The organism is Ensifer sp. GW823-FHT05D09, assembly GCF_058795755.1.
Window position 1 is genome coordinate 54,728 of the sequence record NZ_JBXAIA010000009.1, and the last position, 13,335, is coordinate 68,062.

12 protein-coding genes are annotated in these 13,335 nt (G+C 62.9%); 6 read left to right on the plus strand and 6 right to left on the minus strand.

Annotated features, from left to right (window positions below):
• Positions 1-167 precede the first annotated feature (167 nt).
• From AC1Q80_RS22995 to pssA, 3 genes are all read left to right on the plus strand, one after another.
• Positions 168-2,078, plus strand: coding sequence for an ABCB family ABC transporter ATP-binding protein/permease (locus tag AC1Q80_RS22995; protein WP_492361971.1), 1,911 nt, complete (start codon positions 168-170; stop codon positions 2,076-2,078).
• A gap of 113 nt (positions 2,079-2,191) precedes the next feature.
• Positions 2,192-2,890, plus strand: a complete 699-nt coding sequence (locus tag AC1Q80_RS23000; RefSeq protein ID WP_492361972.1) for a phosphatidylserine decarboxylase — start codon at positions 2,192-2,194, stop codon at positions 2,888-2,890.
• Positions 2,891-2,900: 10 nt separating this feature from the next.
• A complete protein-coding gene (gene pssA / locus AC1Q80_RS23005; RefSeq protein ID WP_173419546.1) occupies positions 2,901-3,773 on the plus strand; it encodes a CDP-diacylglycerol--serine O-phosphatidyltransferase in 873 nt (290 codons plus the stop codon).
• Positions 3,774-3,848: 75 nt separating this feature from the next.
• Here pssA and AC1Q80_RS23010 read toward each other — a convergent pair whose 3' ends face one another.
• The 5 genes from AC1Q80_RS23010 to alr form a co-directional block, all read right to left on the minus strand.
• The gene (locus tag AC1Q80_RS23010; RefSeq protein ID WP_492361973.1) at positions 3,849-4,589 is read right to left on the minus strand and encodes an SDR family NAD(P)-dependent oxidoreductase; all 741 of its coding nucleotides are present in this window, start codon (positions 4,587-4,589) and stop codon (positions 3,849-3,851) included.
• Between the two features lie 12 nt (positions 4,590-4,601).
• The gene (purF, locus tag AC1Q80_RS23015; RefSeq protein WP_173419548.1) at positions 4,602-6,092 is read right to left on the minus strand and encodes an amidophosphoribosyltransferase; all 1,491 of its coding nucleotides are present in this window, start codon (positions 6,090-6,092) and stop codon (positions 4,602-4,604) included.
• A 144-nt stretch (positions 6,093-6,236) separates the two neighbouring features.
• Entirely contained in the window at positions 6,237-6,860 is a 624-nt protein-coding gene (locus AC1Q80_RS23020) for a CvpA family protein (protein WP_173419549.1), read from the minus strand.
• 134 nt (positions 6,861-6,994) lie between these two features.
• On the minus strand, positions 6,995-8,398 hold the full coding sequence (radA, locus tag AC1Q80_RS23025; RefSeq protein ID WP_209791167.1) for a DNA repair protein RadA: 1,404 nt from the start codon (positions 8,396-8,398) through the stop codon (positions 6,995-6,997).
• Positions 8,399-8,552: 154 nt separating this feature from the next.
• Positions 8,553-9,692: an alanine racemase gene (gene alr, locus AC1Q80_RS23030; RefSeq protein ID WP_492361974.1), complete on the minus strand. Its 1,140-nt coding sequence runs from the start codon at positions 9,690-9,692 to the stop codon at positions 8,553-8,555.
• A 154-nt stretch (positions 9,693-9,846) separates the two neighbouring features.
• On the opposite strand from alr, the gene AC1Q80_RS23035 reads away from it, so the two are divergent.
• From AC1Q80_RS23035 to AC1Q80_RS23045, 3 genes are all read left to right on the plus strand, one after another.
• Positions 9,847-10,704, plus strand: coding sequence for an AraC family ligand binding domain-containing protein (locus AC1Q80_RS23035; RefSeq protein WP_492361975.1), 858 nt, complete (start codon positions 9,847-9,849; stop codon positions 10,702-10,704).
• 123 nt (positions 10,705-10,827) lie between these two features.
• Positions 10,828-11,481 (plus strand): AzlC family ABC transporter permease, encoded by a 654-nt coding sequence (locus AC1Q80_RS23040; protein ID WP_492362087.1) that lies wholly within the window; start codon positions 10,828-10,830, stop codon positions 11,479-11,481.
• Complete coding sequence (locus AC1Q80_RS23045) at positions 11,478-11,783, plus strand: AzlD family protein (protein ID WP_492361976.1); 306 nt, start codon at positions 11,478-11,480, stop codon at positions 11,781-11,783. Before AC1Q80_RS23040 ends, AC1Q80_RS23045 begins: the two co-directional genes overlap by 4 nt.
• A gap of 19 nt (positions 11,784-11,802) precedes the next feature.
• Here AC1Q80_RS23045 and AC1Q80_RS23050 read toward each other — a convergent pair whose 3' ends face one another.
• Complete coding sequence (locus AC1Q80_RS23050; protein ID WP_115420622.1) at positions 11,803-13,305, minus strand: replicative DNA helicase; 1,503 nt, start codon at positions 13,303-13,305, stop codon at positions 11,803-11,805.
• Between the last annotated feature and the right edge of the window lie 30 nt (positions 13,306-13,335).

Consider the following 13,335-nt stretch of genomic DNA (forward strand, 5'->3'; position numbering starts at 1 on the left):
GTGGTGTCGACGCAGACCTATCTGTCAACCAAGGCGGCGCCTTCAACGAGGCGCCGCTTTTCATTGAATGGCGACGATGGGGCCCGATGACCTTTTCCAAGGTTAGGGCGCCAAGCCATAATTGCGCGGCGATGATGGCCCGACAGTCCGTCAGCGTGAGCGAATGAATGAAAGCGGATCAAGACGTGGCACCTGCGAACCAGACGAAGACGATTTCCGCCGATACGAGCAACCCGTTTCGGACCATCGTTAACCTGTGGCCCTATATGTGGCCTTCGGATAGAGCCGATCTGAAGCTGCGGGTCGTCTGGGCGACGATCATTCTGGTGATTGCCAAGGTCGTGCTGATCCTCGTTCCCTATTTCTTCAAATGGGCGACGGATGCGCTGAACAACAAGCCGGATGCGCTGGGCTTTCTGCCGCAGTTCCTCGGCGGCGCGGTCATGCTCGTGCTTGCCTATAACCTCGCGCGCCTGCTGCAGGCGGGGCTCAACCAGCTGCGTGACGCGCTGTTTGCCAGCGTCGGCCAGCATGCGGTTCGACAACTCGCCTACAAGACCTTCGTGCACATGCACCAGCTGTCGTTGCGCTTCCATCTGGAGCGGCGCACCGGCGGCCTGTCCCGGGTGATCGAGCGCGGCACCAAGGGCATCGAAACGATCGTCCGCTTCACCATCCTGAACAGCGTTCCGACCCTGATCGAATTCCTGCTGACCGCGGTGATCTTCTGGTGGGGCTACGGTTTCAGCTACCTGCTGGTCACTGGCATCACCGTTTGTCTCTATATCTGGTTCACCGTCAAGGCGAGCGACTGGCGCATCGCCATCCGCCGCTCGATGAACGACAGCGACACCGACGCCAATACCAAGGCGATCGACTCGCTCCTGAACTTCGAGACCGTCAAATATTTCGGCAACGAAGAGATGGAAGCCAAGCGCTTCGACAGATCGATGGAGCGCTATGAGAAGGCCGCGACCCAGGTCTGGACCTCGCTCGGCTGGCTCAACTTCGGTCAGGCGATGATCTTTGGTGCGGGCACCGCCGTCATGATGATCATGTCCGCGCTTGCGGTGCAGCGCGGTGAACAGACCCTCGGCGACTTCGTCTTCATCAACGCCATGCTGATCCAGCTGGCCATTCCGCTCAATTTCATCGGTTTCGTCTATCGCGAGATCCGTCAGGGCCTGACCGACATCGAGCACATGTTCGATCTGCTCGACGTGGAAGCCGAAGTGGTCGACCGCCCGGATGCGCGTCAGCTTGCCATTGCCAACGGCGCAATCGCCTTCAACGACGTTCACTTCGCCTATGATCCGAAGCGGCCGATCCTCAAGGGCATTTCGTTCGAGGTTCCGGCCGGCAAGACCGTTGCCGTCGTCGGCCCTTCTGGCGCTGGCAAATCAACGCTGTCGCGACTTCTCTATCGCTTCTACGACGTGCAGCAGGGCACGATCACCATCGACGGGCAGGATGTGCGCGATGTGACGCAGAAGAGCCTGCGTGCGGTCATCGGCATGGTGCCGCAGGATACGGTACTGTTCAACGACACCATCGCCTACAATATTCGCTACGGGCGCGTTTCGGCGACCGAGGAGGAGGTCGTGGCTGCGGCCGAGGCGGCACAGATCGCCACCTTCATCCAATCGCTTCCCGAAGGCTTCCAGGCAATGGTCGGCGAACGGGGCTTGAAGCTCTCCGGCGGCGAAAAGCAGCGTGTCGCCATCGCCCGTACGATCCTGAAGGCGCCGCCGATCCTCATTCTCGATGAGGCAACCTCGGCGCTCGACACCCGCACCGAACAGGAAATCCAGTCGGCGCTCGATGTCGTATCGCGCAACCGCACGACGCTGGTCATCGCCCATCGGCTTTCGACGGTGATCAATGCCGACGAGATCATCGTGCTGAAGGATGGCGTCATCGCCGAGCGAGGCACGCACGGGGAACTGATCGATCGCAGCGGACTTTATGCTTCCATGTGGAGCCGCCAGCGTGAGGCGACCCAGGCGGAAGAACAATTGAAGCGTGTACGCGAGAGCGATGATCTGGGCATCGTCACGCGTGGCGAGCCGGCCTTATGACGGCATGCCCATTGGCTGATCACGACGCGTATTGTCGCTGTCGGGCGGGCGGCGTTGCCGTAGGCGGCATTTCGCGCTAGGTCACGTTCCACAGCAAATCTGGAGTAGAGTTCATGAGCTTGGTCAATACGGTGCGCAACACGCTGGTCCCGGTGCACAAGGAAGGCTATCGCTTCATCGCGATCTTCTTCGTCGTGTCGCTGGCGCTGGGCTTCCTGTGGGAGCCGTTGATGTGGATCGGCTTCCTGCTCACCGCCTGGTGCGCCTATTTCTTCCGTGATCCCGAGCGCATGACGCCGATTGACGACGATCTGGTGATCAGCCCGGCAGATGGCCGCGTGTCGTCGATCGCCATGGTGACGCCGCCGGAAGAACTGGGTCTCGGTTCAGAGCCGATGCTGCGCATCTCTGTCTTCATGAATGTCTTCAACTGCCATGTGAACCGTGCGCCGCTGGCCGGCACCATCAGCCGCATCGCCTATCGCGCCGGCAAGTTCGTCAACGCCGAGCTCGACAAGGCCAGCCACGAGAATGAACGCAACGGTCTCGTCATCCAGACGAAGCACGGCGCCATCGGCGTGGTGCAGATCGCCGGCCTCGTTGCCCGCCGCATCATGTGCTGGAAGTATGAAAACGCCTCGCTCGACGCCGGGGAGCGTTTTGGTCTCATCCGGTTCGGCTCGCGCCTTGACGTCTTCCTGCCGGAAGGTGTCGAACCGCGCGTCAGCCTCGGCCAGACCGCGATTGCCGGTGAAACCGTGCTGGCCGAATTCGGCTCGTCCAAGGGCCCGGTCATCAGCCGTCGCGCATAAAGGAGACCCTATGGAAGGTCCTCAACAGGAAAACCCAGCCGAACCGCCGAAAGTGGCGGACGAGGCGAATGGTTCCAACGACACCGGCCGCGGCCCGCGGCTGCGCGAGATACCGCTGCGCCTGATGATCCCGAACATGATCACCGTGCTCGCAATCTGCGCGGGTCTCTCCGGCATCAGGCTTGCGTTTGAAAACCGCATCGAACTCGCCGTCGCCATGGTGCTGCTTGCCGCCTTTCTCGACGGTATCGACGGCCGCGTCGCCCGTCTTTTGAAGGCGACGTCGAACTTCGGCGGCCAGATGGATTCGCTTGCCGATATCATCAACTTCGGCGTTGCACCGGCGCTGGTTCTCTACGTCTTCATCCTCGATCAGGCCCGCTCGATCGGCTGGATCGCGGCATTGGTCTACGCGATCGCCTGCGGCCTGCGGCTGGCGCGCTTCAACGTCATGGCCGAGCGCCAGTCCAAAGCGGCGTGGCAGTCGGAGTACTTTGTCGGCGTACCGGCACCGGCAGGCGCCATGCTGGTGCTGCTGCCGGTCTATCTCGGCCTGCTGGGCCTGGCGCCTGAGCGCACCATGGCGCTGATCGCATCGGGTTACACCGTGCTGATTGCCTTTCTGCTCGTCAGCCGTCTGCCGGTCTGGTCGGGCAAGTCGGAAAGCCGCGTGCGCCGCGATCTCGTGCTGCCGGTCATTCTCATCGTCGTGTTCTATGTCGCTACGCTGATGACCTACACATGGGAGACGATGGCGGTGACCGCTCTTGGGTATCTGATCACGCTGCCGTTCGGCGCGCGCTCGTGGCAGCGCAAGTATGGCGGCGACTGGCCCGCCCATCCCGCCCACGGCGGTGACGGACTGCCGGGCGACAAGGACTAAGCCAGAGCGGCCGCACAAACAAAAAGGCCACCGTGGAAACACGGTGGCTTTTTGATTCCGGGTTTGTGGCAGCCGCTACTCCGGCAGGCGGTAGTCGACGATCTTGCTTTCGCGAACGATATAGAGCTTGCCGGTTTCGGTCTGGTCTGGGCCGACCAGCGGCAGAAGCTGAGCCGCCACTTCGGACGGATGCGGCACGGTTTCCGGGTCCTCTCCAGGCATCGCCTGTGCGCGCATGGCGGTGCGGGTGGCACCCGGATCGACGCTGAGGATGCGCAGCGGCAGCCGCTGCGTCTCTGCGGCCCAGGTGCGCGCGAGCGCCTCGACGGCGGCCTTGGAGGCGGAGTAGGGTCCCCAGAACGGCTTGCACTTGTGGGCAGCGCTTGAGGAAAGAATGAGCGCACGTCCGGCATCGGACTTGATCAGCAACGGCTCGAGCGTGCGGATCAGCCGCCAGGTCGCGTTGACGTTGATGGTCATGACCTTGTCGAACACCTTGGCCTCGACATGGCCAATCGGCGAGATGGTGCCGAGCACGCCGGCATTGGCGACCATGATGTCGAGCTTGCCCCAGCGCTCGTTGATGGCGCCGCCGAGTTTGTCGATTGCGGCCATGTCGGCAAGGTCGAAGGGAACGAGAGTGGCCGAGCCGCCAACCGCCTTGATCGCGTCATCAAGCTCTTCGAGGCCGCCGACGGTGCGGGCGCAGGCAACGACATGGGCGCCAGCCTTGGCGAGTTCGAGGGCCGTGAAATAGCCGATACCGCGCGATGCGCCGGTGACGACGGCGACCCGGTCTTTCAAATTGATCGTCATTTTATTGTCTGATTATCCGTTGCTGGCGAGAACCGAGAGTTTGCGGACATTGCTGGCGCCTTCCTGGTCGAGAAGGCGGGTCGGATAGTCCCCGGTGAAGTAGTGATCGGTGAACTGCGGTGCCTTCGGATCGCGCTTGACGCCGCCGACAGCTTCGTAAAGGCCGTCGATCGACAGGAATTCGAGCGAATCCGCACCGATGAAGCGACACATGGAAGCGAGGTCGGCATGCTGGTTGGCGAGCAGCTTGTCGCGATCCGGAGTGTCGATGCCGTAGAAATCGGGGTGGAAGATCATCGGGCTGGCAACGCGCACATGCACTTCGCGTGCGCCGGCATCGCGGATCATCTGCACGATCTTGACCGAGGTGGTGCCGCGAACGATCGAATCGTCGACGAGCACGACGCGCTTGCCCTCGATCATCGCACGGTTGGCCGAGTGCTTCAGCTTGACGCCGAAGGCGCGGATCTGCTGCGTCGGCTCGATGAAGGTACGGCCGACATAATGGTTGCGGATGATACCGAGTTCGAAGGGGATGCCGCTCTGCTGCGCGTAGCCGATCGCAGCGGGCGTGCCGCCATCGGGAACCGGCACGACGACATCGGCTTCGACAGGCGCTTCCTTGGCGAGATTCTGGCCCATGTTCTTGCGCGCGACATAGACGTTGCGGCCGCCGACGACGGAATCTGGGCGGGCGAAGTAGACGTATTCGAACAGGCAGAGCCGCTCCGGTTGCGGGGCGACAGGCTTACGGGCATCGATCGAGATCGAGCCGTCGGCCTGGATCTCGCAGATGATGATTTCGCCATTCTCGACGTCGCGCACGAACTTGGCGCCGATGATATCGAGTGCGCAGGTTTCCGAGCAGAAGATCGGCTTGCCATCGAGTTCGCCCATGACGAGCGGACGGATGCCGTGCGGGTCACGGGCGGCAATCAGCTTGGTGCGGGTCAGCGCCAGCATCGAGTAGCCACCTTCGACCTGCGCAATCGCATCCGCGAAGCGGTCGGTGGTCGAAGCGTGCTTCGAGCGGGCGATGAGGTGAAGGACGACTTCAGTATCGGAGGTCGACTGACAGATGGCGCCATCCGAGATGATCTGGCGGCGCAGCGTCAGGCCGTTGGTAAAGTTGCCGTTATGGGCGATCGCGATGCCGCCTTCATGCAGCTCGGCAAACAGCGGCTGGACGTTGCGCAGCGCCACTTCGCCTGTTGTCGAGTAGCGCGTGTGGCCGATGGACATGAAGCCCGGGAGCTTTGCGAGGGTCGCGGGGTCGGTGTAGTGGTCGCCGACAAGGCCCATGCGCTTTTCCGTGCAGAACTGCTTGCCGTCGAAGGTGACGATACCGGCGGCCTCCTGGCCGCGATGCTGGAGCGCGTGCAGGCCGAGCGCCGTCAGCGCGGCGGCATCCGGATGCCCCAGGATGCCGAACACGCCGCACTCTTCGTGCAGGGTATCGCCATCGATTTCGTCATGGATTTCCTTGGATCTCAGATCGGTCATCACAGTCGCCTTTGCTCCGTGCCGGTGCGCATATCGTGATCAGGCCCGCCGTCTTCAAGCGATATTAGCTGAAAACGGACACAAGCGTTATTCCCAAAAGGACAAAGCCCGCGCAGCGGGCTTTGTCGGCAGTTTTTCCATGTCTCAGCCGTTGGTGGCCGGGGCGTCGTCAACCGGCGCCTGGTCGGGCGAACCCGACGGTGCCTGTCCGGGCGTTCCAGCCGGGGCCTCGCCTTCGCCTTCGCCGGTCGTGTCCTTGCCGCGCAGGCGATCGAGGATGGTGGCGTCGGCTTCTTCGGGCAGGAGCGCGATCAGCTTGTTGCCGAGATTGTCGAGCAGCGGCTTGGACTTCGCCTGCGTAACCCAGCCCGGCTGCTGCTGCGGCGCGACCAGCCAGTTGAAGAACAGCATGGCGACGACCACGAGCAGGATGCCGCGTGCGGCACCGAAGAGAAAGCCGAGCGTGCGGTCAAGCGCGCCGATGCGGCTGTCGATGATGAAATCGGCAATCCGCATGGTGATGAAGGAAATGATGATGAGCGCGACCAGGAAGATCACTGCCGCCGAGCCGATCAGCGCGACCGTGTCGCTGCTGGTGTACTGCTTGGCATAGGGCAGGAGGTGCGGGTAGAGGAAGTAGGCCGCTGCCGCAGCGCCCACCCAGCTCGCAACCGACAGGACCTCGCGCGAGAAGCCTCGGACCATGGCCAGGATTGCTGAAAACAGCGCGACGCCGAGAACGATACCGTCGAGAATTGTAATGGGCATTTTGTCCTTACTCCGAACCCGGTTCGTCCGGGTCTCCTCAAGCCTATCCGCCGTCGGCCCTGCCTGATATCCAGGGCATTGTTGTGAGCCTGCTCAGAAACCGCCTCGTGGAGCCGCTTGCAGCACCCGCACCTTCAATCTGCGTCCTCTACCGGTCTCAGCGCGTTTCGCGATCCCGCGATGCGCGCCACCAGATCCGGCAGGCTTTCCAGCTCGCTCCACCGGCCATTGCCATTCTTCGGCAATTCGGTCGAGGCAGCCGGCAGAACAGCCTGCGAGAAACCGAGTTTCTCGGCTTCCTTGAGGCGTTGAGCGGTATGCGCAACCGGCCGGATGGCGCCCGACAAGCTGACTTCGCCGAAATAGACGCAATCAGCCGGAAGGGCAAGCCCGGCAAGCGACGAAACCAGTGCGGAAGCCACAGCCAGGTCGGCGGCAGGTTCGGAAATCCGGTAGCCACCGGCGATGTTCAGGTAGACATCGTGCTGGCCGAGCCTGACGCCGCAATGGGCTTCAAGCACGGCAAGGATCATGGAAAGGCGAGCCGAGTCCCAGCCGACGATGGCGCGGCGTGGCGTGCCAAGCGAGGTCGGCGCGACAAGCGCCTGCACTTCGACCAGGATCGGCCGCGTGCCCTCCATTCCGGCAAAGACGGCAGCCCCCGGCGATTTCTCGTTGCGCTCGCCGAGGAACAGTTCCGACGGGTTTGCGACCTCGCGCAGGCCTTTGTCCGACATCTCGAAGACGCCGATCTCATCCGTTGGTCCGAAGCGGTTCTTCACTGTTCGCAGGATCCGGTAGTGATGGCCGCGATCGCCTTCGAAATAGAGCACGGCGTCGACCATGTGCTCGACAACGCGGGGACCGGCGATCTGGCCTTCCTTGGTGACGTGGCCGACGAGCACGACGGCGGTACCCGTCTGCTTGGCAAAGCGGATCATTGCCTGCACGCCGGTGCGCACCTGGGTGACCGTGCCGGGGGCCGAATCGACGATGTCGCTCCAAAGCGTCTGGATCGAGTCGATGATGACGAGGTCGGGACGCTTGCCCTCGGCAAGCGTCGCGAGGATATCCTCGACATTGGTTTCGGCCGCGAGCAAAACGTCGCTGTCGGCGGCACCGAGCCGCTGGGCGCGCAGGCGCACCTGGGCCACGGCCTCTTCACCGGAGACGTAGATGACGCGGTGCTTCTGTCGGGCAAGGGCGGCAGCCGCCTGCATCAGCACTGTCGACTTGCCGATGCCTGGATCACCGCCGATGAGCAGGGCGGAGCCGCGAACGAAGCCGCCGCCGGTAGCGCGATCAAGCTCGGATATGCCTGTCTGGATGCGCGGAGCATCCTCGATCTCGCCTGATAGCGTGGTGAGCGCGACGGGACGCCCCTTTTTCGGTGCACGCGAAGGGCCGCCGCCGATGCCGGCAGTCGGGTCGTCTTCGATGATCGTGTTCCATTCGCCGCAGCCCTCGCATTTGCCGGCCCAGCGGGTATGGATGGTGCCGCAGTTCTGGCAGACGAATTGGGTGCGGGCTTTCGCCATCGGATATGACTTTCACGGTGCGGAGACTTCAGCGCATCGCCAATGGCGATGCGGCCGGTGATCGGAGAATCACTTTCGCCTCCACATAATGCCGCGAAACGCGGAACAAAAGGTGATTTTCGGCGACAGACTGTAAAGGAGCGGGAAAGCCGCCTCAGACCGCACCGACATAGTGACGTTCGTAGCGGCGGCCGAGGCTCGTCAGCATCTCATAGCCGATTGTGCCGCCGGCGCGCGCCACATCGTCCACGGCGATATGCCGACCGAACAACTCGATGTAGTCGCCGGGGCGAACCGCGTTTTCCGGAAGGTCGGTGACGTCGAAGAGGCTGAGGTCCATTGTCACCCGGCCGACATGCGGCACCTTCTGTCCGTGCAGGAAGCCGAAGGCGCCCGAAGGCGTCGCTTGCCTGAGGGTCACGCCACCACCCGAGACGGACCGGTGGTAGCCGTCTGCATAACCGACAGCAACGGTCGCGATGCGACTGTCGCGGTTGAAACGGGCGGACGCTCCGTAACTCGCGTGGCCGCCGGAGACGACGGTGCGCACCTGAATGATCCGGGCTTCAGCCGTCACCACCGGTTTCATCGGATTGACAACGTCATTGACCGCTTCGCCGCCGTAGACGGCGATCCCAGGGCGCGTCAGTTCGAAATGATAATCATTGCCAAGGAAGACGCCGCCGGAGTTGGCAAGGCTTGCGTCGACCCCTTCGAATGCGCCCGTCGCTTCGCGGAAGCGCCGAAGCTGGTAGTCGTTGAGCGGGTTGCCCGGGTCGTCGGCACAGGCGAGGTGGCTCATGATCAGGACGGGGGAAAAGCTGGCAGGGCGCGCCGGATCGTTGGCAAGAGCAACGGCTTCCTCGACCGTCAGCCCCAGCCGATTCATGCCGGTATCGACATGCAGCACGCAAGGATGGTCGCCACGCTCGGACAGTGCGGCCATGAAAACGGCCAGCTGTTCCTCGGAGTTGATCACCGGCACCAGATCGTTGTCGAAGAACAGCGGCTCGTTGCCGGGCCACATGCCGGCCAGGATGTAGATCCGGGCTTCGGGCACCAGCGGCCGCAGGTCGGCGCCTTCCTCGGCATTGGCGACGAAGAAATCGCGGGCGCCGGCGGCATAAAGCGCAGGTGCTGCCTCATCGATCCCAAGGCCGTAGGCATCGGCCTTCAGCACCGCGGCGGCACGTGCCTTGCCCGAGCGGGCATTCATCGAGCGCCAGTTGTCTGCCAATGCATTGAGATCGATCGTGAGCCGGTTGGAGGCGAAGAGAAATTCTGGACTGAGCATGCCTGGCACTCTGCGTGGACGATCAAAAAGCAATACAGTCAACCACGCTTGCCCGCAAATGCCGTCCTGCCGCATGGCGGCATTCGGGTCGCAGGCAGGAGCGAAGAGCACTTTTATGCAAGACGCTTGTCGTTGCGGACGCTAGGATCGTTGCATGCATACGATCTCGCAGGAACAAGCCCTTGATGTCATGCCGCTGGAAGGCGCGGAGCGGACCCGATTCTGGCGGGACACCCGATTCGACGGCATGGAGTGTCTGACCGCGACTTTCATCACGCATGAGTTTGCACCGCACGCGCATGACACGTTCAGTATCGGCGCGATCGAGGCGGGCTCGCAGATCAGCAAGATCAGGGGCGAACGGTCGCAGGCGGGACCCGGCGACTTCTACCTCATCAACCCGGATGAGATCCACGACGGCCACCCGGGCGGCGGCGGTTATCGCTACCGCATGGTCTATCCGAGCACCGAGCTTCTGGTGAATATCCTGGAAGACGTCACCGGGCGCCCGTTCAAGGGAACGCCCTCATTCTCGAAACGGATGCTGCGCGACCCGGATCTGGCTCAATCGTTCTATCACGCACACAAGGCGCTGGAGCAGGCGACGGGTGCGCTGGAGGCCGAAGAACGCATGTTTGGCGTCCTGGCCACCATGTTCGAACGGCACGGCAGTTCGATCATCGTGCCTGTCGAAACAAGGGAACAGTCCGCGGTGCAGCGGGCCCGTGACTATCTGACCGAGAATTATGCCGAAGACATTGGCCTGGACGAACTGGCGAAGGTCGCGGGCCTCAGCCGTGCCCATCTGATCCGGGCCTTCCGGCGAAAGTACCACATTACGCCGCATGCCTTCCTCACCGACAAGCGGGTCCGGGCGGCAAAGACGCTGCTGCGGCATGGCTGGTCGGCGGTCGACACCGCCTATCAATGCGGCTTTGCCGATCAGGCGCATTTTACCCGGCACTTCAAGGCCCGAACCGGAGTGACACCCGGCGCCTTCCGCGCCGGATGATCACTTTCGTTCAATACGCCCCGCTAAACTGCGCCTAGGTGTGCACCGGTCATGATTGATCGGGAGACAAGGGCATTGAGCGATACGGGATTCCTTCCAGATTTTAGAGCCGGGGCCATGGCGATGGCGCCGCTGATCGTGGCGGTCATGCCGATCGGGCTTGTCTTCGGCGCGGTTGCTGCCGGCAAGGGTCTTTCGGGGGTTGAGGTGACGTTGATGAGTGCGCTGGTTTTTGCCGGTGGCTCGCAATTCGTGGCCATGGATATCTGGACGCATCCGGCCTCCTGGGCAGCACTCGCGTTTTCGGCCCTGCTCGTCAATGTCAGGCATGTGCTGATGAGCGCGTCGCTCGGCGCCAAGCTGCAAGGGTTCTCAGGCCCGGCGAAATACGCCTCGATGCTTTTGCTCGCCGACGAGATATGGGCGATGGCGGAGATGAGCGCGAAGGAAGGCAAGCTCACGCCTGCGTGGTTCGCAGGGCTGGCCGTTCCCTTCTATCTCGTCTGGGTGACGACGAGCCTTACCGGCGCCTTGCTGGGCGCCTTCCTCGGCGATCCCAAGGTGACGGGGCTCGATTTTGCCTTTCCCGCGGTCTTCATCGTCCTGGTGATGAGCTTCTGGAAGGGGCGCGAGACCGGAGCGGTGCTGGCCGCCAGTGCCGCCGCTGCGGTGCTGACGCACCATTTCCTTCCTGGCGTCTGGTATATCGCTGCCGGTGCCGCCGCCGGGGTTGCGGTCGCGCTTCTCGGCCGCCGGCGCGAGGAGGCGCACGCATGACAGTCGATCCGCACACGTTTCTCGCCATCCTCGCGTTGGCAATTGCCACCATCGCCACCCGTATCGGCGGGCTGGTGCTCATTCGGTTCGTGACGATCGGGGAGACGCAGAGGCGCGCCCTTGAGGCAATCCCGCCAGCCGTGTTGATGGCGGTGATTGCGCCGACGGCGCTGGTCACCGGGCCGGCGGAAACGATTGCGACCGTGGTCACGGCGCTGGTCGCCATGCGCCTGCCGCTGCTCGCAGCCGTCGCGGCCGGCGTTGTCACCGTGGCCATCCTCAGAATGGTTTTGGGGGCGTAAAGACGCCCCCAAAGCTTGCTCAGTGTTCTTCGTACTGGGTGAAGGACGGATCGGCCAGATCGGTAAAGCGGGTGAATTCCGACTGGAAGGCAAGCTTGACGGTGCCGGTCGGTCCGTGACGCTGCTTGGCGATGATCACGTCGGCCGTGCCCTTCACCTGCTCCATCTTCATCTTCCACTCGTCGTACTTTGGGTCGAACTCGTCGCGCGGCTCGAGGTTCTTCACGTAATATTCTTCACGGAACACGAAGAGCACGACGTCGGCGTCCTGCTCGATCGAGCCCGATTCACGAAGGTCGGAGAGCTGGGGCCGCTTGTCTTCGCGGCTTTCTACCTGACGGGAGAGCTGTGACAGCGCGATGATCGGCACGTTCAGCTCCTTGCCGAGCGCCTTCAGGCCGGTGGTGATCTGGGTGATTTCCTGCACGCGGTTGTCGCTCGACTTGCCCGAGCCGGTCATGAGCTGGATGTAGTCGACGACCAGGCAATCAAGGCCGCGCTGGCGCTTCAGGCGGCGGGCACGGGCCGAGAGCTGGGCAATCGAGATGCCACCGGTCTGGTCGATGAACAGCGGCACTTTCTGCATCATCTGCGAGCAGGCGACGAGTTTCTCGAAATCGGCTTCGGAGATGTCGCCGCGGCGGATCTTCGAGGAGGAAACCTCGGTCTGCTCGGAAATGATACGGGTGGCCAGCTGTTCGGATGACATTTCGAGCGAGTAGAAGCCGACGACGCCGCCGTTCTTCGCCTTGAACGAACCGTCGGCCTGGACCTCCGGATCATAGGCGGCAGCGATGTTGTAGGCGATGTTGGTGGCGAGCGAGGTCTTGCCCATGCCGGGGCGTCCTGCAAGCACGATCAAGTCCGAGCGCTGCAGACCGCCCATGCGGGCATCGAGCGAAAGGATGCCGGTCGAAATGCCCGACAGGCTGCCGTCGCGTTCGAAAGCCTGGCCGGCCATGTCGATGGCAAGCGCCACCGCGTCGTTGAAGGACTGGAAGCCGCCGTCGTAACGGCCGGTTTCGGCAAGCTCGAATAGCCGCCGCTCCGCGTCTTCGATCTGGCCCTGCGGCGGCATGTCGAGCGGAGCGTCGAAAGCGATGTTGACCATGTCCTCGCCGATGGTGATCAGCGAACGCCGCAGCGCCAGGTCATAGATGGCGCGGCCATAGTCTTCCGCATTGATGATCGAGACGGCGCCGGCGGCAAGGCGCGCGAGATACTGCGCGACCGTCAGGTCGCCGACCTTGTCGTCTGCCTTGAGAAAGGTCTTGATCGTCACCGGGTTGGCGGTCTTGCCCATGCGGATGATATCGCCGGCAACCTCGTAGATGCGGCGGTGCAACGGTTCGAACAGGTGGACCGGCTTCAGAAAGTCGGAGACGCGGTAGAACGCATCGTTGTTGACGAGGATCGCGCCGAGCAGCGCCTGTTCGGCTTCAAGGTTGTTCGGCGCCTCGCGGTAGTGCTGGTCCGACTGGTCCTTGCCGATAGGGGCTAGCTTTCGCGCTGCGTCGTTCATGGTCGTTCGTCTCTGCCTTTTCTGGTGTGC